The organism is Pseudomonas sp. Z1-14 (assembly GCF_051132005.1).
Taxonomy (GTDB): Bacteria; Pseudomonadota; Gammaproteobacteria; order Pseudomonadales; family Pseudomonadaceae; genus Aquipseudomonas.
This window is the reverse complement of record NZ_CP071646.1, coordinates 1,393,052-1,416,380: the sequence shown is the minus strand read 5'-3', so window position 1 is coordinate 1,416,380 and position 23,329 is coordinate 1,393,052. Positions and strand designations below refer to the sequence as shown.

Here is a 23,329-nt window from a genome sequence, read left to right as displayed (position 1 = left end):
CTCCCACACAGGGTCTGCGGCGTTCACAATCCCTGTGGGAGCGAGCCTGCTCGCGAAAGGGCCCGAGAGAGCACTACACAACCACCCCGTCATCCCGCAGCCGGGCAATCCGCTCATCACTGAACCCCAACTCCCGCAACACCTGCTCCGTATGCGCCCCCAGCCTCGCGCCTATATGCCGAGGCTCGGGCAAGCCTTCGGAAAACTTCAACGGGCACGCCATCTGCGCCTGGCTCGACCCGTCGCCACGGGGCACCTGGGTGACCGGATGCCTGGCCTTCAACTGCGGATGCTCAAGCGCTTCGTCCAGCTCCAGCACCGGCTCGACGCAGGCATCCACCTCGGCGAATAGCGCGCAAAGGTCAGCAAAATCGCGCTTCTCGAACTCGGATCGCAATTGTTCTTTGAGCCGTTGCTGCTGCTCGGGCGCCAGCCCTTGGGCGGCGAGCTCCGGCCGCCCAAGGGCCGCGCACAATGCCTGCATGAACCCTGGCTCGAGACTGCCCACCGACATCCAGCGACCATCCCGCGTGCGGTAGTAATCATAAAAACTGCCACCGTTCAGCGCATGGTTTTCCCAACCCGGTTTCACACCGCAGGCCAGGTAACCGGCGCCGGCCAGTGCGTTCAGGCTGAAGACGCAGTCGGTCATGCTCACGTCCAGGTGCTGGCCCTGCCCGCTCTGCTGACGGGCAATGACCGCCGCCAGCAGGCCGATCACCCCGTGCAGCGAACCGCCGGCGATGTCCGCCGCCTGGATGCCCAGCGGCAGCGGCCCGCTGTCGGCCCGACCGGTGTGGCTCGCCAGCCCGGCCAGGGCCAGGTAGTTGATGTCGTGGCCGGCGCGATCCTTGAACGGGCCGGTCTGGCCATAACCGGTGATCGACACGTAGATCAGCCGGGGATTGATCGCCTTCAAGGCTTCGTAACCCAGGCCCAGCCGCTCCATCACGCCGGGGCGGAACTGCTCCAGCAGGATGTCGTGGTCGTCCAGCAACCGCTTGATGATCTCCAGTGCCGCCGGCTGCTTGAGGTCCAGGGCCAGGCTGCGCTTGTTGCGGTTGAGGTAGGCATGGCTGGCCGAGGTGTCCTGGTCGTGGGGCGGCAATATCCGCAGCAGGTCAGGACGCTCCGGCGACTCGATGCGCAGCACCTCGGCGCCCATGTCCGCCAGCAACAACGAGGCGAACGGGCCGGGCAGCAGGGTGGAAAAATCCAGAACCTTGAGCGATGCCAGTGGGCCTTGCATGGGCGATCTCCGCTTGAATGGTGCGTTCAAGACTAGGCAGGGCCTGGCGATTGGGCAATTACCGGGGGCGTCGTTCGGGCTGACAAATCCGCTCAGCGCGAGGGCTGTCGTGGCGAGGGAGCTTGCTCCCGCTGGGTTGCGAAGCAGCCCCAGGATCTATCTGCCACCGCATAGCTTCAGGTCATACGCAGGGGGACTGCTGCGCAGTCCAGCGGGAGCAAGCTCCCTCGCCACAAAAGCGCCTCACCTGGAAAATGCGGCGCAACAAAAAACCCGCCGAAGCGGGTTTTTCGTTGCAGCCTGAAGCTTACTTCACAGCGCCTGGAGCAGCGGATTCAGCCGCGACAATCTGCGCTTGCGCAATCTGCTCGTCATCTTCACGCACGTCGGAGATACCGCGACCACCGGAAGCCAGCTCGGTCTGCAACTGGTCTTCGTCCAGTTCCTTGACCCACTTGGCAACCACGATGGTAGCAACGGCGTTACCGACCAGGTTGGTCAGCGCACGAGCTTCGGACATGAAGCGGTCGATGCCGAGGATCAGCGCCAGGCCGGCAACCGGCAGGTGGCCCACGGCCGACAGGGTGGCAGCCAATACGATGAAGCCGCTACCGGTTACGCCGGCAGCACCTTTGGAGGACAACAGCAGGACCAGCAACAGGGTGATCTGATGCGTGATGTCCATCGGGGTGTCGGTGGCCTGGGCAATAAACACCGCAGCCATGGTCAGGTAGATCGAGGTACCGTCGAGGTTGAACGAGTAGCCAGTCGGGATCACCAGGCCCACCACGGACTTCTTGGCACCCAGGCGCTCCATCTTGATCAGCATGCGTGGCAGGGCCGATTCCGACGAGGAGGTGCCCAGCACGATCAGCAGTTCTTCACGGATGTAGCGGATCAGCTTGATCACGCTGAAGCCGTGGGCGCGGCAGATGGCGCCAAGCACCACCAGCACGAACACCACGCAGGTGATGTAGAAGCAGATCATCAACTGGCCCAGTTGCACCAGCGAACCGACACCGTAGGCACCGATGGTGAAGGCCATGGCACCGAACGCACCGATCGGCGCGAGCTTCATGATCATGTTGATGATGATGAACATGACGTGAGCGAAGCGATCGATGAAGTCCAGCACCGGCTTGCCGTAGGCACCCAGGCGATGCAGGGCGAAACCGAAGAGCACCGAGAACATCAGCACTTGCAGGATGTCGCCGTTGGCGAAGGCGCCGACGATGGTGTTCGGAATCACGTTGAGGATGAAGGCAACGATGCTCTGGTCTTTACCGGCATTGATGAAGCCGGCGATCTTGCTGGTGTCCAGGGTCGACACGTCGATGTGCATGCCGTTGCCCGGCTGCACGACGTTGACCACGACCAGGCCGATCAGCAGGGCAATGGTGGAAACGATTTCGAAATAGAGCAGTGCATAGCCGCCCGTCTTGCCGACCGATTTCATGTTCTGCATGCCGCCGATGCCGCTGACGACGGTACAGAAAATGATCGGGGCGATGACCATCTTGATCAGTTTGATGAACCCGTCACCGAACGGCTTGAGGGCAACGCCGGTCTGCGGGTAGAAGTGGCCGAGCAGAATGCCGATGGCAATGGCTACGATCACCTGGAAATACAGGGATTTGTACAGTGGCTGACGAGTCGTCATGGCAAACCTTCCTCAAGAGTCCCGCGTGACAACATCCACCTGTTGTCCACGACACCTCAATTGCGAACCCTCCTGCACTGGAGGGATTTGTTTTTTGTCGGCTGCACGCGGCAGACCTGTGTATGGCATCGCAAGGCCCGTGCCATTTTTACGAAACGTCCTACAAGTGCCGGGGCAGACGGCGTTTGCTTCTTCCCCGGAAATTAAACGCACGCCCAAACTTGGCGGTTTTCCGCCAACCTCCCGCGTCACGTTCCTGGATTTGGCGGATATCCGCCTTGTCGAGCCCAGACGCCCTGTTACCATCCGTCCGCTCAACGGACGGATTTGTGCCATGCGCCAACGCACCATCGCCAGCCACTTCGCCCGCGCCGCCCTGGGTGGCGCGCGTCGCCAGGGGTTCGACTACGTTCCCCTGCTGCAGCAACTGGGAATCAGCCCGGAGCTGCTGGACGAGCCGCGCGCGCGAATTGCCCCCGAGCAATTCGCGCGCCTGTTGCAGGCGCTGTGGGTCGCATTGGCGGACGAATACCTGGGATTCGGCCGGGCACCGAGTAAACCCGGGACGTTCGCCATGATGTGCCACACGTTGATCCACTGTCGGACGCTGGGCAAGGCGCTGCAGCGCGGCCTGTTGTTCTACAGTTTGTTCCCCGACGCCCCGAGCCTGACCCTCGAAGCTGAAGGCGAACGGGTAAGGCTGAGCCTGGACGAGTCGACACTGCGTGATCCCGACCACTTCCTGACCGAAAGCCTGCTGGTCATCTGGCATCGCCTCGGCAGTTGGCTGATCGGCCAGCGGATCGGCCTGGAACAAGCGACGTTCAGCTATGCCAGGCCAAGCCACGGCGCGGAGTACGACTTGCTGTTCCCCTGCCCCTTGGTCTTCGAGGCGCGAAGCAGCAGCCTGTTATTCCATGCCCGCTACCTGGAAATGCCGTTGCTGCAGGACGAGCGAACCCTCAAGCACTTTCTCGAACGCTCCCCCGCCGACCTGCTCTCGCGCCCGGACGATGGCCACAGCCTCACCAGCCAATTGCGGCGCCTGCTCAGCCGCGACACGGCGCGCTGGCCGGACCTGGACACGGTCGCTGCGCATCTGCATATCAGCTCGCAGACCCTGCGCCGGCATTTGCGCGAGGAAGGCACCAGCTTCCAGGAGCTCAAGGATCAGTTGCGGCGGGATATCGCCATCTACCACTTGGGCCGCGCAGACCTGTCGTTGCAGCAGATCGCCGAACAGCTGGGGTTCTCCGAACCGTCGGCGTTTCATCGGGCGTTCAAGAAGTGGACGGGGGTGACGCCGGGGGCTTATCGGGAGCAGGAGAACTGATTTTCCGGGGATTTTTGCCGTCTGGACTGGCCTCATCGCGAGCAAGCTCGCTCCCACAGGGGATTTGTGCGTACCGAAATCCAATGTGGGAGCGAGCTTGCTCGCGATGGCGCCAGTGAGCCCACCAAAGATTCAGTCAAACCACCGAAAAATGAATCCGGAACGCCGCTCCGCCCAGCTCTGAATCTCCCAGCGTCAACCGGGCGCCATAGCTCTCGATGATGTCTTTTACCACCGCCAGGCCGATCCCCTGCCCCGGGTGCTGGCGATCCAGCCGTTCACCCCGCTGCAGGATCCGTGCACGCTGGTCCGGTGGCACGCCCGGTCCGTCGTCCTCGATACTCAACTCCGTCCCGCCGAGCGTCTGGTGCACGCTCACCCGCACGTGCCCCAGGCACAGCCGATAGGCGTTTTCCAGCAGGTTGCCAAGCATCTCCAGCAAGGCGCCCTGCTCGATCGGCACCTGGCAATCCTCCGGCAGGTCGAATTCGACCTGCACGCGCTTGTCGCGATAGACCTTGTCGAGCGTGTCGCAGAGGCTTTGCAACACCGGGCGCAAGGGCACCTGATGGCGCACCAGGCCGCTTTTGCGCAGGCTGGCGCGCTGCAACTGGTAGCCGATCTGCTGGCTCATGCGCTCGATCTGGGTTTGCAGCACCCAGGCCTGCCCACGATCCTCGGGACGCCGGGCCATGTCCTCGCTGACGCCTTGCAGCACCGCCAGCGGAGTCTTGAGGCTGTGCGCCAGGTCATCGAGGGAGTCCCGATAGCGGCTGCGCTGCTCACGCTCGCTGTGCAGCAGGCGGTTGAGCGAGCCGGTCAGGCGCAGCAGCTCGCGGGGATGCGCGGTGCTGAGGCTTTCGCGGGTGCCGGTTTCGATCTCATCCAGCTCCTGGCTCAGACGGCGCAACGCCCGCAAGCCCCAGGTCAGGCCGATCCATAACAGCGCCAGCAGCACCGCCAGCGCGGCGCCGAACCCCAGGTAAAGGTTTTCTCGCAGGCCTTGCAGCGTCATTTCGTAATCGTGCACCGGCTGCAGGGTGACGATGCTGAACGCCGCGCTCTGGCCCCCGAGCAGCTTGACCTCGACGTCGTAGACAAAAAACTCCTGGCCGTTGTCCTCGCGGATGCGCGCAAACTGGTTGCCCAGCCCGTCGTAGCGCGGCGCGTAGTTGATGTGTTCTTCCTGGGTCGCCTTCGAACGCCAGACCAACCGCCCTTCGCGATCATAGATGTAGCCCAGCAGGCGGGCATCGGCGAGGTTGAAGCGCTCATCGGGCAATTGCGCCGGCATCTTCAGGCGATTGTTTTCGACCCGGGCGGCGGAGATCAGCGTGGTCACGTCCGAAGCCAGGCGCTGCTCGATGGATTCCTGCAAGGCCAGGCTGAAGGCGCCCTGCATCGCCGGCAGCAGCGCCAGCATGAACAGCACCGCCAATGTCATGGCGGCCAGCATCAACCGCAGCCGCAGCGAACGAATCACTGGCAGCGCTCGTTGAACAGGTAACCCAGGCCACGCACGGTATCGATCGGCTTGAACCCGGCGGGGGCTTCCAGTTTGCGGCGCAGGCGCCCGACCAGCACTTCGATCACATTGGGATCGCGCTCGTCGTCATCGGGATAAAGCTGCTCCATCAGGCGATCCTTGGCGACCACCTGCTGGTGATGGCGCATCAGGTACTCGAGGATGCGGTATTCGTAGGCGGTCAAGGCCAGCGGCTCGTCGCCGAGGGACGCCTGCTTGCGGTTGAGGTCGAGCAACAACGGACCGGCCACGATGGTCGATTGGGTGAAACCGCTGGAGCGACGCAGCAGTGCATTCAGCCGGGCTTCGAGCTCTTCGAACTGAAACGGCTTCACGACGTAGTCATCGGCCCCCGCAGCCAGGCCTTCGACCTTGTCCTGCCAATTGCCGCGGGCGGTCAGGATCAGGATCGGGAAGGTCTTGTCCTGCGAGCGCAACCGGCGAATCAGTTCCAGGCCGCTGATGCCCGGCAAGCCCAGGTCGATCACCGCCAGGTCGTGATTGAATTCGCCGACCTGGTACAAGGCCTCCTCGGCATTGGCCACGGCCTGGACCACATGGCCGCTGTCGGTGAGACGGGTTTGCAGGTGGTGGCGCAACAACGCTTCGTCTTCGACAACCAATAGTTTCATGGGCCTCTCCCAGGCGAATCAAACAACCAATTTCCAACCAAAGGCGCCGGATCGTACGCGCCGATCCGGCTTCACGTCATCATTGCCCTGCCGCCTAGAACGTATAGTTGGCGGACAGGTAGGTCTGGGCGCTGCTGGTCAGGTCCAGCGATCCCACCTTGGCGCCATCGCGCGGGCTCATCTCGGTGCTGGCATTGCTGCGCAGGTAACGGTAACCCAGTTCCACCGAGGTGTTTTGCGAAATCTGCTGCAGCACGCCGCCTTGCAGGCCAACGGCATAACCGATATCGCTGTCGCGGCTGAAGCCTGGGGAATCCTGGGTCAACTTGGTCAGCCCCGCCGTGCCACCTCCGAACAATTTGGTGCTGGCGGTCACCGGATAGAACAGATCGTAGCTGCCCAGCAGGTTCTCCTGGCGCAGCTTGATTCCGTTGTGGGTGCCCGATACGTTGTCGTAGGTGGCGTAGTAGCGGCCCTGGTCATTCTGCCGACCCAGGCGCAGGCCGTAGGTGGTGTCCTTGCCGATGATACCGTCGGCGTTCGGGTTGTTCAGCGCGCTGTCCAGGGCATTGGATTTCTTGACCTTGTCGCTGGTCTGGCCGAGGGTCAGGCCGGCGAAGTTGTCATCGGCATGGGCCAGGGCGCTGGCGCCCAGCACGGTGAAGGCCAGCAGCAGTTTTTTCATATGAGTCATGGTCAGGTTCCTTGTGATGCGGTGGTTGTGTGAAGTCGCAGCCACGATATCCAGGGGTCCCTGAACCCCTCTTGAACGTTCTCTGAACCTGGGCTGAATGAATCGGCTAGTCTGTTCCAACAAACTTTTTAAGGAGATCGATCATGCGCAGGTTGCTTGCTGTTGTACTTCTGGCCTTGAGCGGCGCGAGCCACGCCGCCATCCAGACCCAGGAGATCCCCTACACCAGTGCCGACGGCACGAAGCTGATCGGCTACTACGCCTATGACGACGCGGTCAAAGGCCCGCGCCCCGGCGTGGTGGTAGTGCATGAATGGTGGGGCCTGAACGACTATGCCAAGCGCCGCGCCCGTGACCTCGCCGGCCTGGGCTACAGCGCCCTGGCCATCGACATGTACGGCGACGGCAAGAACACCGAGCATCCGAAGGACGCCCTGGCCTTCATGCAGGCCGCGCTCAAGGATGGCAAGGCGGCCAGCGCGCGCTTCCAGGCCGGCCTCGACCTGTTGAAGAAACAACCGCAGACCGACCCGGACAAACTCGCCGCCATCGGCTACTGCTTCGGCGGCAAGGTGGTGCTGGACGCGGCGCGCCAAGGCGTTCCACTGGCCGGCGTGGTGAGTTTCCACGGCGCGCTGGTCACCAACACGCCGGCCACCCCCGGCAGCGTCAAGGCCAGGATCCTGGTGGAGCACGGCGCGCTGGACAGCATGGTCACCGAAGACAACGTCACCGCGTTCAAGAGCGAGATGGACAAGGCCGGCGCCGACTACAGGTTTGTCAGCCTGGAAGGCGCCAAGCACGGCTTCAGCAACCCCGACGCCGACCGCCTGAGCCATGGCGGCCATGGTGGGCCGGACATCGCCTACAACAAGGAAGCTGACGAGAAGTCGTGGGCGGATATGCAGAAGTTCTTCAAGAAGATTTTCAACTGACGGCGGGTCTTTCAGCTGAAACCATCACCCGTGGCGAGGGAGCTTGCTCCCGCTCGGTTGCGCAGCGACCGCAAGATTTCAGGGCCGCTTCGCGCTGGAGCGCCAGCCCGCCCAGCGGGAGCAAGCTCCCTCGCCACAAAAGCCTCCTCGCTCACAGCCCCTGCCACTACCCAGGCGCAAGCCAACCCGGCAAAATGCCCGGCATGAACCCACTCCCTGCCCTGCCCGCCTGCTGTTCGCCCCTGGATGACCAATGGCTGCTGCCTGACGCCCTGCCCGATACGGTGCTGCTCAGTACTCGCTTCGATCCGCTGTTGCTTGTCGCTGACGATTTTCCCAACAGCGCCATCGAGCCTCCGGCGAGCATCCGGCGTTCGGTCGCCAAGCGTCAGGCGGAGTTTCTCGCCGGGCGGATCTGTGCCCGGGCGGCACTGCTGCGCCTCGACGGTCAGGCCGACGTGCCGGCCATCGGCGAGGACCGCGCCCCGGTGTGGTCGGCCCATGTCAGCGGCTCGATCACCCACAGCACCGGCCGGGCCGCGGCAATCGTCGCGCAAAAACGGGATTGGCAAGGGCTGGGCATGGATCTGGAAAACCTCCTCGACCCCGAACGCGCCGAGCGCCTGGCCGGTGAAATCCTCACCCCGGCGGAACTGCTGCGCATGGCCACCGCGCCGCAGGATGATCGCGCATTGCTGGTCACCCTGACTTTTTCGATGAAAGAAAGCCTGTTCAAGGCGCTGTACCCCATCGTCGGGCAGCGTTTCTACTTCGAGCATGCCGAAATAGTCGAGTGGTCCCACTCCGGGCAAGCGCGGCTGCGGTTATTGACCGATCTGTCGACCGAGTGGCGCCATGGCAGTGAGCTGCAGGGGCAGTTTGGGGTGAAGGATGGGCAGCTGTTGAGCCTGGTGGGCGTCAAGGCCTGAGATTTCTGGCGCTTTACAGGGCCTCATCGCGAGCAAGCTCGCTCCCACAGGTGGGATGCATTTCAATGTGGGAGACTTTCGGGGACCTCTTCGCGAGCAGGCTCCCACATGGATTCGGGGTTGGGCACGGCATTGGTGTTCACCAGATCTACTGTGGGAGCGAGCTTGCTCGCGATGACGGCAGGTCGGGCACCCCATATTTCAAGACCGATCCTGATGCCTCGGCCAGCTCAAGCTGAAACACGCCCCGCCCAAGCGCTTGCTCTTGCCGATCAGCGCCCGGCCGTCGTGCCAATGGATGATCCGCCGCACAATCGACAGCCCCAGCCCATGGCCGCCCGACGCGCGTGCGCGGCTGTCGTCCAGGCGCAGGAATGGCTTGAACACCCGCTCCCAGGCCGCCTCCGGTACGCCCGGGCCGTCATCCTCGACATCGACCCGACAGCGCAATTGGCCGACCTGGTAACTGACGGTCACCTGGGATCTGGCGTGGCGCATGGCATTCCCTACCAGGTTCTGCAACGCCCGATGCAAAAAGCGTGGCTCGGCCTCGACCCAGGCGCCGTCGCAATCGGCGGCGGACAGGCACAGACCGCGCTCCACGGTAACCCCGGCGCGCAACGGGCCCAGTTCTTCGATGACCTGGTTGACCAGCGCATCCAGGTCGACCCGTTGGAAATTCAACGCCGGCGACCCTTGCTCCAGCCGCGCATACGTGAGCATTTCATCCACCAGCCGATCCAGGTCTTCAATGTCGTGATCCATGCCGGCCAGGTACTTGTCCCGGGCCTCGGGCGTGCTGGCGCTGCCGAGCATTTCCAGGCCGAAGCGCAGGCGCGCCACCGGTGTACGCAGTTCATGGGACACCGCGCGCACCAACTCGCGCTGGATCGCCAGCAGTTGCTGCAAGTGCTCGGCCATGCCGTTGAACGCTGCGGCCAGGCGCCCGACCGAGTCAGCACCCCGAGCGGGTACGCGGGTCTCCAGGCTACCCTGGGCGATCTGGGTCGCGGCCGACTCCAGGCCACGCAGACGCCGCTCCAGCTGGCGCACCAGCAGATAGACAATCAGGCCGATCAGGCTCAACCCGAGCGCGGCGATCAGCACCAGCCACTCGGGCGGGTACGGATTCATCTGGTACAGCGGGCCGATTTCCAGCACCCACGGCGTCCCCACCATGCCGGCGAACACCCGGATCGAGTCGGCGCCCTTGCCCAGGGCCATCACCGTGTCGCCCTCGGCCACCCGCCGGCGCTGGTCGTCGTCCATGTCCGCCTGCTCGACAGTCATCAGGCGCAGGTCGAAACCGAAGCCTTTTTCCTGCTTGAGTTGCGCCAGCCGCTCGGGTTGCTCGGCTACCGGATAGCGCACCAGTTCGTCGGCCAACAGGTAAATGGTCGCCCGGGCCAGTTGCTCGCTGATCTGGCGAACCTCCCCGACCAGGGTCAACTGCTCGCCATCGCTGACCAGCCGATAAACCTTCGCCGCATGCGGCCCGATCTGCTCCACCAGGACCTGCCCGCGCAATACCCGGGTGCGCTGGCCCAGGTCGAGGTCGGTCTGGCTGAACGTCTGCAACGCCAGCGGAATGCCCAGCAGGCGCTCCCACACCGCCAGGGCCCGGCGTCGTTCGGTGTCGTTCATCGGTCGCAGGTTGTCGGCCATCAAGGAAAACGTGCCATGGGCCAGGCGCTCGCGGTATTGCTCGCCGCGCGTCTGGTTGAGCAGGTGCAGCGCCAGCACGCCAAGCACCGCCACCAGCACCAGTGCCGCGCACATGCCGCCATAGATGCGCAGGAAGATGGAGTTCACGGGGTCGCGTCTACGCAGGCTTCAGGGACGAACAGGTAGCCTTTGCTGCGGATGGTCTTGATCAATCGAGGATGGTCCGGGTCGTCGCCGATCTTCGGACGGATGCGCGAGATGCGCACGTCGATGGAGCGATCCTGGCCGTCATAGCCGATACCGCGCAGGGCGGTGAAGATTTCCTCGCGGGACAGGATGCGCCCGGCGTTGGACACCAGCAGCCAGAGCAGGTCGAATTCGGCGCTGGTCAGCTCGATACCGTTGCCCTGCAGCCAGGCTTCGCGCAAGGCGTTGTCCACCACCAACGGGCCGAACTCCAGGCGCCGCTGCTTCGGCGCTGCGGACGGCTCCGGCTCGCTACGCCGCAACAGGGCCTGGATGCGGGCCAACAGGACGCGCGGGCGCACCGGCTTGCAGACATAGTCGTCGGCGCCCAGGTCCAGGCCCTGGATCTGGTCGGTGTCGTCAGCCCGCGCGGTGAGCATCAGGATCGGCCCGTCGTAGTGCTCGCGCGCCTTGCGACAGATGCTCAAGCCATCTTCGCCGGGCAGCATCAGGTCGAGAATGACCAGGTCCGGCTGCTCGTCGATGATCCGCTGGGCCGCCACCGCGCCGTTGCCCTCGATGGCGACGCGCAGGCCGTTGCTTTCCAGGTATTCGCGGGTCAGCTCGGCCAGGCGCTGGTCATCCTCGACAATCAATATCTGCCAGGCTTCTTGTTCCACGGAGGGGCCTCGTCTTGTTGTAGCTATAAAAAGAAAGGATGAACGCTCACCCTGTGGCGAGGGAGCCTGCTCCCGCTCGGTTGCGCAGCGACCGTAAAATTCTGGGGCCGCTACGCAACCCTGCGGGAGCAAGCTCCCTCGCCACAACAGTGCCCAGTGGGAAACCTGCGTCCTCCCATCTTTTTGTCATATCAAAGGAGGATCATCGCGCTCATGCACCGGCCGATTGTATAAACGGCGGCTGCATGGAAAACAAGCGGACAAATGCGTTCGGTCGAGCCGGATGTGTGTGGTAACGTGCGCGCCCGCAAAAACACCAAGCTGTTTTCGGCCGCTCGAAATCGTTGAAAAAAGGCTCGCTCCAGCAAGGTCGCGGCCTACAGAGCAGTTCCACGTTTCGCACACAAATTACGCACAGGCTTATCCACAGGTAGCACGTTGATTCATCCCCAAAAACGCATTATCTTGTAGCCCGCCGCGCAAAAAACCCTACATGTAGGGTTTCAGGCCAAAAACCAAACACAAGTCGGATAGAGAATTCAAGCGCTTTTCTTGCCTCTGTCTTGCTGCAACAGCGCATTTTTCCAAACCCAGACCGCCCCTGCGGATGGCAACTGTTTCCAAGGTCGAAAACGACCGGAACGGTACGGGTGTTGCAGTCCTTTGCTGCCCACCTTGGCAAACCCGGTTTCGAGCCCAGGCTCGCGACCCGAGAACTTCGGATGGAAGCGGCGCCACCGGCCCGCTTCCTACTGTCCCGAAGTTGTTATACCCGGCGCCAGCCGGTTGTAGTGCTTCAGGACGGAACGGTGGGCACCGTGATGGTGCCCAAATAAACATAGAGAACGTGGAGACACCCATGCACACCGACACAACTCGCGAGAACCCGCAGGGCACCGCGCCGCTGGCCGCTGATTCGAGCCCGGATCTGTCCGCCACCGCGCCTGGCCAGCTGCGCGTGATCAAGCGTAACGGGACTGTCGTTCCTTACACCGATGACAAGATCACCGTCGCCATCACCAAAGCGTTCCTCGCAGTTGAGGGCGGCACCGCTGCCGCCTCGTCGCGAATCCACGACACCGTGGCCCGCCTGACCGAACAGGTCACCGCGACCTTCAAGCGTCGCATGCCGTCGGGCGGCACCATCCACATCGAAGAAATCCAGGACCAGGTCGAACTGGCCCTGATGCGTGCCGGCGAGCAGAAAGTCGCCCGCGACTATGTGATCTACCGTGACTCCCGCGCCAAGGAACGCGCCATCCGCGCGCCGGCCGACGCACCGGTCCAGGCCCACCCATCGATCCGCATCGCCCGCGCCGACGGCAGCCTGGCGCCGCTGGACATGGGCCGCCTGAACACCATCGTCACCGAAGCCTGCGAAGGCCTGGAAGAAGTCGACGGCGACCTGATCCAGCGCGAAACCCTGAAGAACCTCTATGACGGCGTCGCCCTCAAGGACGTCAACACCGCGCTGGTGATGACCGCCCGCACCCTGGTAGAGCGCGAGCCGAACTACTCGTTCGTGACCGCCCGCCTGCTGATGGACACCCTGCGCGCCGAAGGCCTGAGCTTCCTGGAAGTCGCCGAGAGCGCGACCCACCACGAAATGGCCGACCTGTACGCCAAGGCCCTGCCGGCCTATGTCGCCAAGGGTATCGAGTACGAATTGCTGAACCCTGTCCTGGCCGAATTCGACCTGGAAAAACTCGGCAAGGCGATCAACCACGAGCGCGACCAGCAGTTCACCTACCTGGGCCTGCAAACCCTGTACGACCGTTACTTCATCCACAAGGATGGCGTGCGTTTCGAACTGCCGCAGGTGTTCTTCATGCGTGTGGCCATGGGCCTGGCGATCGAAGAGAAGCAGCGTGAAGACCGTGCCATCGAGTTCTACAACCTGTTGTCGTCCTTCGACTACATGGCGTCGACCCCGACTCTGTTCAACGCCGGCACCCTGCGTCCACAACTGTCGAGCTGCTACCTGACCACCGTGCCGGACGACCTGTCGGGCATCTACGGCGCCATCCACGACAACGCCATGTTGTCGAAATTCGCCGGTGGCCTGGGCAACGACTGGACCCCGGTTCGCGCATTGGGCTCCTACATCAAGGGCACCAACGGCAAATCCCAGGGCGTCGTGCCGTTCCTCAAAGTGGTCAACGACACCGCCGTTGCGGTCAACCAGGGCGGCAAGCGCAAGGGCGCGGTCTGTGCCTACCTGGAAACCTGGCACATGGACATCGAAGAGTTCATCGAGCTGCGCAAGAACACCGGTGATGACCGTCGTCGTACCCACGACATGAACACCGCCAACTGGATCCCGGACCTGTTCATGAAGCGCGTCTTCGATGACGGCAAGTGGACCCTGTTCTCGCCATCCGAAGTGCCAGACCTGCACGACCTGACCGGCAAGGCCTTCGAAGAGCGCTACGAGTACTACGAAGCCCTGACCGAGTACAACAAGATCAAGCTGTTCAAAGTCGTCCAGGCCAAAGACCTGTGGCGCAAAATGCTCTCGATGCTGTTCGAGACCGGCCACCCATGGCTGACCTTCAAGGACCCGTGCAACCTGCGCAGCCCGCAGCAGCACGTGGGCGTGGTCCACAGCTCGAACCTGTGCACCGAGATCACCCTGAACACCAACAAGGATGAGATCGCAGTCTGCAACCTGGGCTCGATCAACCTGCCGAACCACATCGTCGACGGCAAGCTGGACACCGCCAAGCTGCAACGCACCGTGAATACCGCCGTGCGCATGCTCGACAACGTGATCGACATCAACTACTACTCGGTGCCGCAAGCGAAGAACTCCAACTTCAAGCACCGTCCGGTCGGCCTGGGCATCATGGGCTTCCAGGACGCGCTGTACCTGCAGCACATCCCGTACGGTTCGGACGCTGCGGTCGAATTCGCCGACAAGTCCATGGAAGCGGTCAGCTACTACGCGATCCAGGCTTCCTGCGACCTGGCCGACGAGCGCGGTTCGTACGAGACGTTCCAGGGTTCGCTGTGGTCCCAGGGCATCCTGCCGCTGGACTCGCAACAGATCCTGATCGCCCAGCGCGGCCAGAAGTACATCGATGTCGACCTGAACGAATCCCTGGACTGGGCTCCGGTTCGCGCCCGTGTGCAGAAAGGCATCCGTAACTCCAACATCATGGCCATCGCACCGACCGCGACCATCGCCAACATCACCGGCGTGTCGCAGTCGATCGAACCGACCTACCAGAACCTGTATGTGAAATCGAACCTGTCGGGCGAATTCACCGTGATCAACCCGTACCTGGTTCGCGACCTCAAGGCTCGCGGCCTGTGGGACTCGGTCATGATCAACGACCTGAAGTACTACGACGGTTCGGTACAGCAGATCGAGCGCATCCCGCAGGAACTCAAAGAGCTCTATGCCACCGCGTTCGAAGTGGACACCAAATGGATCGTCGACGCCGCCAGCCGTCGCCAGAAGTGGATCGACCAGGCTCAGTCGCTGAACCTGTACATCGCCGGCGCTTCGGGCAAGAAGCTCGACGTGACCTACCGCATGGCCTGGTACCGTGGCCTGAAAACCACCTACTACCTCCGTGCCCTGGCCGCCACCAGCACCGAGAAGTCGACCATCAACACCGGTAAGCTGAACGCGGTTTCCGCTGGCGGCAACCACGGTGACGATTCGGTCCTGGCTGCTCCAGCCGGCCCTGCGCCAGTGCCAAAAGCCTGCGCCATCGACGAGCCGGATTGCGAAGCTTGCCAATAAGCTGAGCGGGTGGGCGCTGAAAGGCGCCTGCTGAGGAAAGCCCCCGATAGACCGCTGGTTTATCGGGGGTTTTCTTTTGTCTGGAATAAAGTGTTGACTGACCCAGCGCTTTCGCGAGCAGGCTCGCTCCCACATTGGAATGTGTCCTCTCGTGGGAGCGAGCCTGCTCGCGAAGAGGCCGGCACAAACAATACAAAACCATCACCCATGAAAAAGCCCCTCTTGCGAGGGGCTCCTTGTGCAGCTTCAAGCAACCATCGGCATCAAGTCATCTGAATAATGGTCTGCATGATGGTGCTCTGGGTGGAGATGGTCTTGGCGTTCGCCTGGTAGTTGCTCTGGGCCTTGATCAGCTCGACCAGTTCGTTGGTCAGGTTGACGTTGGACTCTTCCAGGGAGTTGGAGACGATCGAACCCAGGGTGCCGGTTTCCGGAGAGTCGTAGCCCGGGATGCCCGACGCGAAGGTTTCTTTCCAACTGGTGCCGCCTACCGGCTGCAGGCCTTGCTCGTTGGTGAAGCTGGCCAGGGAGAGCTGGCCGATCGGCTTGGTCTGGTTGTTGCTGAAGTTCGCCAGCAACACGCCGCTGCCGTCGATGGTCAGGTTGGTGATCTGGCCAGTGGCGTAGCCATTCTGAGTAGGAATCGTCCGCGAGGTGTCAGCATTGAACTGCGTGGTCTTGGCCAGGGAAAGTGTGATGGTATCAGCGCCATCGGCACCGTTGGCGCTCCACACACCATCTTTCACGGTGCCTGGAATCCAGCCTGTGAGCAGCAGATCGCTACTCTCGCGCGGCGCGCCCGACGGCATCGGCGTACTAACCTTAAGCAACTCGCCGCTCTCGCCAAAAGTCATGGTCGAAGGGACCGCAAGGGTGGTTGCGTCGGTCGGCGAATTACCGTCCAGGTTACGACCATCGATCAGGGTGTAGACGTCCCAGGTGTTGGCGCCCGTCTTGACCATGTACTGGTCCATGGAATGCTGGTTACCCTGGGCATCGTAGACCGGGGTGGTGAACTGCTTGGTGAAGGTGGCGGTATTGGCCGGATCGAACTTATAGGTCGCCGTCTTCGGAATCGCGTCTGCCGTCGAGTTCAGGTTGATGGTCGACGAAATCAGGTCGGTGGGCTTGGGCGGCAGGTTGGACGTGTCGATGCGCAGGTCGGTCAGGATGCCGTTCTGGATCTTGCCGTTGGCATCCACGCCATAACCCTGCAGGCGCGCGGTGCCTTCGCTGTTGGTGATGAAGCCTTCCTTGTCGGTCTTGAAGGTACCGGCACGGGTGTAGCTCAGCGAACCGTTGTTGCTCAGGACAAAAAAGCCCTGGCCCTGGATACCCATGTCCAGCACGTTGCCGGTGTTGTTCACGTCACCCTGGCCGAACTGCTGGGAAACGTTGGCCAGGCGCACGCCGTTGCCGACGGTCTTGGAGCCCGAGCCCAGCTTGGTGGCCGAGTAGACGTCGGCGAATTCCGCGCGGGACGACTTGAAACCGGTGGTCGCCACGTTGGCGATGTTGTTACCCGTCACGTCCAGCTGTTTGTTGGCTGCATAGAGACCGCTAAGGCCGATATTGAAAGACATATTGCACTCCTTTTTGCCGGGTTAGTCGGCTCTTACATACCAATAGTTTGTACGCGTGACAGCGGGATGCTGCCCAGGCCGGCGAGGTTGAGCATCAGCTCGCCGCCGGTCTGGCTGATCGTGACGCTGCTGACCGTGGCCGGCAGGTTGGTGACCAGCGAAGTCGCCTTGCCATCGATGGTGGTCGAGGCGGCGAAGGTATAGGTGCCCGACTCGAGCGGGGTGCCGTCTTCGCCCTTGCCGTCCCAGATGAAATCGGCCTTGCCGGCGTTCTGGCTGCCCAGCTCGATGGTGCGCACCGTCTTGCCGTCCTTGTCGTTGATCTTGATTGAGAGGGAAGACACCGATGTCGGTACCACCACCGTGCCGTTGAGGCTCTTGGAGGTGTCGACCACCGCCTTGTCGCCCGGGGCAATGACCGAACGGCCCACCAGCGAAGAAGCCTGCAGGGCCTGGGACGAGTTGTAGTTGCTGGCAATACCCCTGACGGTGTCGTTGAGGGTGGTGATGCCTTCCAGGCTGCTGAACTGCGCCAACTGGGCAACGAACTCGCCGTTGTCCTGTGGCTCCAGCGGGTTCTGGTTATTCAGCTGAGTGACGAGCAACTGCAGGAACGCGTCCTTGCCCAGCTCTTTCTTGCCCGTCGCCGCAGCCGACGCCGCGCCCAGGCCATCGGTCGTGGTGTTGGTCTTGACCGAGGAGTTGGCCAGTACTTCGTTGAGGCTCAAACCGGTGGTATTGGTGACGCTCATGTGACTCGCCCCTTATCACTGACCGAGGGTCAGGACCTTCTGCATCATGGCTTTGGCGGTGTTCATCATTTCGGCGTTGGTCTGGAACGAACGACTGGCGGAAATCATGTCGGCCATTTCTTCAACGACGTTGACGTTCGGGTAGTAGACGTAACCCTTGGCGTCGGCGGCCGGATGATTCGGCTCGTAACGGGCGTCGAGGTTGCTCTGGTCTTCAACCACGCCGAGTACCTGTACACCCTGCCCGGCCGCGTCCTGGTTCTGGAACAACGAGTCGCTGCCGCCGGACTGGCCGCCCTGGAACATGGTGGCGAATACCGGGTGGCGGGCGCGGTAGGTCTGGTCGATGCTCGACGAGACGGTCTCGGCGTTGGCGATGTTACTGGCGACGGTGTTCAGGCGAGTGGTCTGGGCACTCATGGCACTGCCGGCGATGTTGAATACGCTCGCGATCGACATGACTTACTCTCCACGCAGGGCTGATACCAGCCCTTTGAATTTACTGTTGAGCAGGGTGAAGCTGGCCTGGAAGTTCACGGAGTTTTCCGCGTAGTTGGACTGTTCCAGTTGAGCATCCACGGTGTTCTGGTCGATCGACGGCTGCATGGGCGTGCGATACATCAACGATCCGTCGCCACTGCCAACGCCCTCGGCTTCGATATGACGGTTGTTGGTCATGTTCAAGGCGAAGTGGCCGTTCTTGGTTTTTTCGTTCTGCTCGGCGAGCACCTTGGAAAAGTCCAGGTCACGGGCCTTGTAGTTCGGGGTGTCGGCGTTGGCAATATTGTTGGCCAGGACTTCGGCACGCTGGGCGCGGAAGCTCAGGGCCTGTTCGTGGATACCGAGCGCTTTATCGAAGCTGATGCTCATGGCGGAAACCTTTGGGTGACCAGAATGTTCGTACGATGGCTTTAGCAATCACCGTGCCACTTTCCAAAAGCCCGTAAACCGGGGCTTTGCGGGGATCGGCAAAGCGGCAATGCCAGAAAAGCGGCAATCGGTTTCCGCTGGCTGCCGCTTTTCTGCCGCTTCTGCAGGATGAATGCATTTCTTTTGTGGGAGCGAGCCTGCTCGCGAAAGCGCTGTGTCAGCCACATTGGTGTCGCCTGGGATAAAGCTTCGCGAGCAGGCTCGCTCCCACGGGGGGACGGTGGTGGCCGGAGGGCAAAAAAAACGGGAGTCCCGTAGGGCTCCCGTTTTTTACAACCCAGGCCAATCACTTCGCCTGATAGATGATCCCCGGACTGCACTGGACCATCTGGTAATGATCCGGCAAGCCGTTCAACGCCTCGGACGCGCCAAGGAACAGGTAGCCGCCCGGCTTCAGGGTGCTGTGGATACGCAGCAGGATGTCTTTCTTCACCTCGGCGGAGAAGTAGATCAGCACGTTGCGGCAGAACACGATGTCGAACTTGCCCAAGCTGGCATAGCTGTCCAGCAGGTTGAACGAGCGGAACTCCACGCGGCTCTTGATCGGCGCCTTGACCACCCACTTGCCCGGCCCTTTCGGATCGAAATAGCGTTGCAGGCGATCAGGCGACAGGCCACGGCCGATCGCCAGGCTGTCGTACTCACCGGTCTTGCAGTTGTTGAGCATGGTCCCGGACAGGTCGGTGGCGACAATTTGCACGCCCATCTTCAGCTGGCCGAGGTTGGAGCGTTCGAACTCATCGATGGACATCGACAGCGAATACGGTTCCTGTCCCGACGAGCAGGCCGCCGACCAGATGCGCAGGCGTTGCCCCGGACTGGCCTTGATGGCCGCCGGCAACACTCGGTTCTTCAATACCTCGAAGGGATAGGTATCGCGAAACCACAGGGTTTCGTTGGTGGTCATCGCATCCACCACCATCTCGCGCAAACCGCTGCGGGGCTGGGTCTGGATGCGCTGCACCAGTTCGCCCAGCGACTTGAGACCCTGTTGTTCCATCAATTTGTTGAGACGGCTCGACACCAGGTACTGCTTGTTTTCACCAAGCAAGATGCCACAGGCTTTTTCCAGGAAGACCCGGAACTGTTCGAAATCCAAATTACCCGTAGACAAGATACCGCCTCTTTTCACTGTGTTGACTTGCCGGGCGCACAACGCGCCCGACCTTTATTCTGCTGCCTTGATTCGCTCGACCACCCGCGACGCCAGGTCATCGGGCCGGAACTTGGCCAGAAAATCATCGGCGCCGACTTTCTTGACCATCGCCTGGTTGAAAACCCCGGACAACGAAGTATGCAAGATGATGTGCAGCTTCTGCATGCGCGGGTCGCTGCGAATCTCCGACGTCAGCGTGTAGCCATCCATCTCCGGCATCTCGATGTCGGAAATCATCATCAGGAACTCTTCTTCCGGCTTCTTGCCCTCATCGACCATCTGACGCAGGTAATCCAGCGCTTGCCGTCCGTCGTTGAGGGCGACCACTTCGACGCCGACCGTTTGTAGACACCGCGTGACCTGCTTGCGTGCCACTGAAGAATCGTCGACGGTCAGGACTCGCAGCGAAATCGCCTTGTGCTGGGTCTCGGCATCCACCACGCCGACGGAAATCGTCTCCGGGGTCGGCGCCACTTCGGCGAGGATCTTCTCCACGTCGATGATTTCCACCAACTGGTTGTCGACCCGGGTCACCGCCGTCAGGTAGTGATCGCGGCCGGTGCCCTTGGGCGGCGGATGGATCTCTTCCCAGTTCATGTTGACGATGCGCTCCACCGACCGCACCAGGAACCCTTGGGTCTTGGTGTTGTACTCGGTGATGATCACAAACGGATTGCTCTGATCCAGCAGCCGACCGGAACCGGTCGCCATTGCCAGGTCGAGAATCGGGATGGTCGCACCCCGGATATTCGCAACACCGCACACGACGGGACTGGATTTCGGCATCAGGGTCAGCTTAGGGCATTGCAGCACTTCGCGAACCTTGAATACGTTGATCCCATACAGTTGTTGGCCATCGAGACGGAACAACAACAGCTCCAGGCGATTCTGACCGACCAGCTGTGTGCGCTGGTTTACCGAATCCATCACTCCCGCCATGCCCTGACTCCTACCTAACGCTAATGTGTCCGACGCGCATTCATCACTAAACGGCACGGGGCTTGCTATTGAACCGGCATGAACGCACAAACGACATTTTCTCGACGCCTGACCACTCACTGCCGCCACTGGCTCGGTGCACTGTTGGCCGTCTGCCTGTTCGCGGTCGGCGGACGCGCCGTCGCTGATGTGCCGGTTACCTTGCCTGATCTCCTTATCGGCGTCACGCAGGGCTTTCTTGAATTCACCGTAGAAGACTACCTGGCAACCAGTCAAACCGAAGGTCGCTACGAGATTGAAGTCAACCAGCTCGACCCGCGCCTGCGCATGCCGATGTGCGACAAGGAATTGACTGCCTCGCTGGAAAGCCCGGCAAGGCCCCTGGGCCGGGTCACGGTGAAGGTACGTTGCGACAGCGCCGCGCCCTGGACGGTTTTTGTGCCCGCTCAAGTGCGGCTGTTCCGCGAGATCGTCACGACCACCCGTCCGCTCAAGCGCGCCGGGATTGTCGAGCCGCAGGACGTGGTGTTGCGTGAACGCGACATCAGTCAGATCAGCCAGGGTTTCCTGACGTCCGTCGATCAGGCCATCGGGCAGAAACTTGTCCGACCAATGGTCGCCGATCAGGTCGTCACCCTCGTGCACCTGGAGCAGGCCGAAGTGATCCGCAAGGGCGACCAGGTCGTCATTACCGCCCGCAGCGGCACCCTGGCCGTGCGGATGCCCGGCGAGGCGCTGGCCAATGGCGGCGTACGCGAGCAGATTCGGGTAAAGAACCTCAATTCGAAACGGGTGATCAAGGCGCAGGTGATAGCGCCCGGCCACGTGGAAGTGGCCATGTAACGGGGGTAGACAGGCTGGCGCTTGACCTCGGTGTTCCCTAGACTGTGCCTTACGCAAAGGCAAGCGCAGACGTGCGCACGTTCATTTGATAAATGAGCCTAAAGTTATTTTGGGAATGGCCGAAAACATGGCAAGCGTCCAAATACCCAGAGGTTTTTTACCATGGTCATCGATTTCAATCGTTTAAACAGCTCCTCGCCGCTGACAGGCACAACGCGCACTGGCGCCAGCAAGGAAACCGTCGAAACCGACAAGTCCAAGCCAGCTGACAAGGCCGTCACTGTCAACAACGGGGAGTCGGTACACCTCAGCAATGAGGCTCAGCAGTTGCAGAAGGTCACTGACAAGCTGCGCGATCAACCTGTCGTCGACGACGCCCGCGTGGCGCAGTTGAAAGCAGCAATCGCCGATGGCAGCTATAAAGTCGACAGCAACCGTGTAGCCAGCAAACTGCTCAACTTCGAAGCCCAGCGCTAGGCTGATGCCAGCGCCAGGCTTTTGGACGCTTAAGACCCAAGGCCAGCCATGCACGATACTAATTTGTTGCAATTGATCATCGACGACTTTGCCCCGGCGCAACAATTGCTGGAGCTGTTGCAGACCGAAGCCCTGGCATTGCACGGGCGGGATATGCCTCTGCTGGAAAATCTTCTGGCGCAGAAACAGGCATTGATCATTTTGCTCGATCAGCATGGCCGCAAGCGCAGCGAGATTCTCGCCAGCCTCAACCTGCCCGCTGACAACAACGGCCTCGCGCAACTGGCCAGCCAGTCGTCGGTTGGCGATCAGCTGTTGTCGCAAAGCGCGGTGCTCAATGACCTGCTCAGCCAGTGTCAGGCCGCCAACGCCCGCAACGGTCAATCCATCCAGATGCAGCAAGTCGCTACCGCCAACCAGTTGCGGATCCTCAATGGCGGCGAAATCCCGACGCTCTACGACGCTCGCGGTTCGACCGCAAAAATGGTCAAGCACCGTCCGCTCAGCCAGGCGTGAAACGAACGATGCCTGCGCACTATCAACGCGCGATACATGCTGGCAAAATGCTGGCTCTTTGTAGTCGTATTTTGCCTGGAGATTGACCCACCGTGTTCAATGCCACAAACGCGGATGATGCTCCGCAGCCGCCCATGGTCCTCACCACCCCCTTGGAAATCTCCGGCAACCTGCGGATGCTGCAAGAGAGCCACGACCCCCTGATCATTACCTTTCATGAGCGCACCCAGCGTTTCCAGAGCTACCTGGTGGATGTCGATCGCGAGACCAACACCATCGCCCTGGACGAAATGATCCCACGGGACGGCGAGCGTTTCCTGCTGGCCGGCGAGCCGTTTCGGGTCGAGGGTTTTCACGACGGCGTGCGCATTGCGTGGGAAGGCAACGGTCCGCTGACCATCCAGGACTCGAAGGACGGCCGCTGCTACCGCGGCGCCCTGCCTGAAGAAGTGGTTTACCACCAGCGCCGCAACGCCTTCCGGGCCGCACTGAAACTGGCGCAACTGGTGAATGTTGAACTGGGTGGCGACAAGCTCAAGTCACCGGTGAACGGCAAACTGCTGGATATCTCCGCAACCGGCTGCAAGCTGCGCTTCGATGGCGACATTACCGCACGCCTGCAACTGGGCCAGGTCTACGAACGCTTTGTCGCCGCCCTGCCCTTCGGCAACATGACCGCGCCGGTCGAACTGCGCTACCTGCATTTTGAAGAGCGGATCAATACCACCTTCGCCGGCGTGCGCTTTCACAACATCAGCGGCCTGGTGCAGCGCCAGGTCGAACGCTTCGTGTATCAATTGCAGCGTGAAGCCCGGCGGTTCGACAAAGACGATTTCTGATTTTTCGCGGGCGATAAAAAACGGGCAATCCCTTGCAAGGGTTGCCCGTTTTTTT

Annotated in this window: 21 protein-coding genes; 8 read left to right on the top strand and 13 right to left on the bottom strand. The window is 61.7% G+C overall.

Going from position 1 to position 23,329, the window contains the following annotated elements:
* Positions 1 to 73: 73 nt before the first annotated feature.
* Positions 74 to 1,249: a CaiB/BaiF CoA transferase family protein gene (locus J3P89_RS06685; protein WP_434697066.1), complete on the bottom strand. Its 1,176-nt coding sequence runs from the start codon at positions 1,247 to 1,249 to the stop codon at positions 74 to 76.
* Positions 1,250 to 1,556: 307 nt separating this feature from the next.
* The gene (locus tag J3P89_RS06680) at positions 1,557 to 2,909 is read right to left on the bottom strand and encodes a dicarboxylate/amino acid:cation symporter (RefSeq protein ID WP_305499392.1); all 1,353 of its coding nucleotides are present in this window, start codon (positions 2,907 to 2,909) and stop codon (positions 1,557 to 1,559) included.
* Between the two features lie 334 nt (positions 2,910 to 3,243).
* Here J3P89_RS06680 and J3P89_RS06675 point away from each other — a divergent pair, with 334 nt between their 5' ends.
* Entirely contained in the window at positions 3,244 to 4,242 is a 999-nt protein-coding gene (locus tag J3P89_RS06675) for an AraC family transcriptional regulator (protein ID WP_434697065.1), read from the top strand.
* A gap of 136 nt (positions 4,243 to 4,378) precedes the next feature.
* Here the strand turns inward: J3P89_RS06675 and J3P89_RS06670 are convergent, their stop codons facing one another.
* The 3 genes from J3P89_RS06670 to J3P89_RS06660 all read right to left on the bottom strand — a co-directional run bounded on the left by J3P89_RS06670 (position 4,379) and on the right by J3P89_RS06660 (position 7,093).
* Complete coding sequence (locus J3P89_RS06670) at positions 4,379 to 5,725, bottom strand: ATP-binding protein (protein WP_434629018.1); 1,347 nt, start codon at positions 5,723 to 5,725, stop codon at positions 4,379 to 4,381.
* Positions 5,722 to 6,399: a response regulator gene (locus J3P89_RS06665; RefSeq protein ID WP_434572398.1), complete on the bottom strand. Its 678-nt coding sequence runs from the start codon at positions 6,397 to 6,399 to the stop codon at positions 5,722 to 5,724. Before J3P89_RS06665 ends, J3P89_RS06670 begins: the two co-directional genes overlap by 4 nt.
* A gap of 94 nt (positions 6,400 to 6,493) precedes the next feature.
* Positions 6,494 to 7,093: a hypothetical protein gene (locus J3P89_RS06660; protein WP_434629014.1), complete on the bottom strand. Its 600-nt coding sequence runs from the start codon at positions 7,091 to 7,093 to the stop codon at positions 6,494 to 6,496.
* Between the two features lie 143 nt (positions 7,094 to 7,236).
* Between J3P89_RS06660 and J3P89_RS06655 the strand changes: the two genes are divergently transcribed.
* Complete coding sequence (locus J3P89_RS06655) at positions 7,237 to 8,028, top strand: dienelactone hydrolase family protein (protein WP_434697064.1); 792 nt, start codon at positions 7,237 to 7,239, stop codon at positions 8,026 to 8,028.
* A gap of 203 nt (positions 8,029 to 8,231) precedes the next feature.
* Positions 8,232 to 8,957, top strand: coding sequence for a 4'-phosphopantetheinyl transferase family protein (locus tag J3P89_RS06650; RefSeq protein ID WP_434656305.1), 726 nt, complete (start codon positions 8,232 to 8,234; stop codon positions 8,955 to 8,957).
* 201 nt (positions 8,958 to 9,158) lie between these two features.
* Here the strand turns inward: J3P89_RS06650 and J3P89_RS06645 are convergent, their stop codons facing one another.
* Together J3P89_RS06645 and J3P89_RS06640 are read right to left on the bottom strand one after the other, a co-directional pair.
* Entirely contained in the window at positions 9,159 to 10,769 is a 1,611-nt protein-coding gene (locus tag J3P89_RS06645) for an ATP-binding protein (RefSeq protein WP_434629008.1), read from the bottom strand.
* The gene (locus tag J3P89_RS06640; RefSeq protein WP_434601592.1) at positions 10,766 to 11,488 is read right to left on the bottom strand and encodes a response regulator; all 723 of its coding nucleotides are present in this window, start codon (positions 11,486 to 11,488) and stop codon (positions 10,766 to 10,768) included. The genes J3P89_RS06645 and J3P89_RS06640 overlap by 4 nt, the downstream gene beginning before the upstream one ends.
* 859 nt (positions 11,489 to 12,347) lie before the next feature.
* On the opposite strand from J3P89_RS06640, the gene J3P89_RS06635 reads away from it, so the two are divergent.
* Positions 12,348 to 15,239 (top strand): ribonucleoside-diphosphate reductase subunit alpha, encoded by a 2,892-nt coding sequence (locus tag J3P89_RS06635; RefSeq protein ID WP_434697063.1) that lies wholly within the window; start codon positions 12,348 to 12,350, stop codon positions 15,237 to 15,239.
* A 263-nt stretch (positions 15,240 to 15,502) separates the two neighbouring features.
* Here J3P89_RS06635 and flgE read toward each other — a convergent pair whose 3' ends face one another.
* The 6 genes from flgE to J3P89_RS06605 all read right to left on the bottom strand — a co-directional run bounded on the left by flgE (position 15,503) and on the right by J3P89_RS06605 (position 20,599).
* Complete coding sequence (gene flgE / locus J3P89_RS06630) at positions 15,503 to 16,822, bottom strand: flagellar hook protein FlgE (protein WP_434697062.1); 1,320 nt, start codon at positions 16,820 to 16,822, stop codon at positions 15,503 to 15,505.
* 32 nt (positions 16,823 to 16,854) lie between these two features.
* Positions 16,855 to 17,574: a flagellar hook assembly protein FlgD gene (gene flgD, locus J3P89_RS06625; protein WP_305499375.1), complete on the bottom strand. Its 720-nt coding sequence runs from the start codon at positions 17,572 to 17,574 to the stop codon at positions 16,855 to 16,857.
* A 15-nt stretch (positions 17,575 to 17,589) separates the two neighbouring features.
* Positions 17,590 to 18,033 (bottom strand): flagellar basal body rod protein FlgC, encoded by a 444-nt coding sequence (gene flgC / locus J3P89_RS06620; protein ID WP_434572380.1) that lies wholly within the window; start codon positions 18,031 to 18,033, stop codon positions 17,590 to 17,592.
* A gap of 3 nt (positions 18,034 to 18,036) precedes the next feature.
* A complete protein-coding gene (flgB, locus tag J3P89_RS06615) occupies positions 18,037 to 18,444 on the bottom strand; it encodes a flagellar basal body rod protein FlgB (protein WP_434572378.1) in 408 nt (135 codons plus the stop codon).
* Between the two features lie 346 nt (positions 18,445 to 18,790).
* Positions 18,791 to 19,618, bottom strand: coding sequence for a protein-glutamate O-methyltransferase CheR (cheR, locus tag J3P89_RS06610; protein ID WP_305499372.1), 828 nt, complete (start codon positions 19,616 to 19,618; stop codon positions 18,791 to 18,793).
* Positions 19,619 to 19,672: 54 nt separating this feature from the next.
* Positions 19,673 to 20,599: a chemotaxis protein CheV gene (locus J3P89_RS06605; RefSeq protein WP_305499370.1), complete on the bottom strand. Its 927-nt coding sequence runs from the start codon at positions 20,597 to 20,599 to the stop codon at positions 19,673 to 19,675.
* A gap of 78 nt (positions 20,600 to 20,677) precedes the next feature.
* Here J3P89_RS06605 and flgA point away from each other — a divergent pair, with 78 nt between their 5' ends.
* The 4 genes from flgA (at position 20,678) to J3P89_RS06585 (ending at position 23,274) form a co-directional block, all read left to right on the top strand.
* Positions 20,678 to 21,442 carry a flagellar basal body P-ring formation chaperone FlgA gene (gene flgA, locus J3P89_RS06600; protein ID WP_305499368.1) on the top strand — a complete coding sequence of 255 codons (765 nt, stop codon included), beginning with the start codon at positions 20,678 to 20,680 and terminating at the stop codon, positions 21,440 to 21,442.
* Between the two features lie 162 nt (positions 21,443 to 21,604).
* Entirely contained in the window at positions 21,605 to 21,919 is a 315-nt protein-coding gene (gene flgM / locus J3P89_RS06595) for a flagellar biosynthesis anti-sigma factor FlgM (protein ID WP_434628992.1), read from the top strand.
* Positions 21,920 to 21,967: 48 nt separating this feature from the next.
* A complete protein-coding gene (locus J3P89_RS06590) occupies positions 21,968 to 22,435 on the top strand; it encodes a flagella synthesis protein FlgN (protein ID WP_434572372.1) in 468 nt (155 codons plus the stop codon).
* 92 nt (positions 22,436 to 22,527) lie between these two features.
* The gene (locus J3P89_RS06585) at positions 22,528 to 23,274 is read left to right on the top strand and encodes a flagellar brake protein (RefSeq protein ID WP_434601597.1); all 747 of its coding nucleotides are present in this window, start codon (positions 22,528 to 22,530) and stop codon (positions 23,272 to 23,274) included.
* The last annotated feature ends 55 nt before the right edge of the window (positions 23,275 to 23,329 follow it).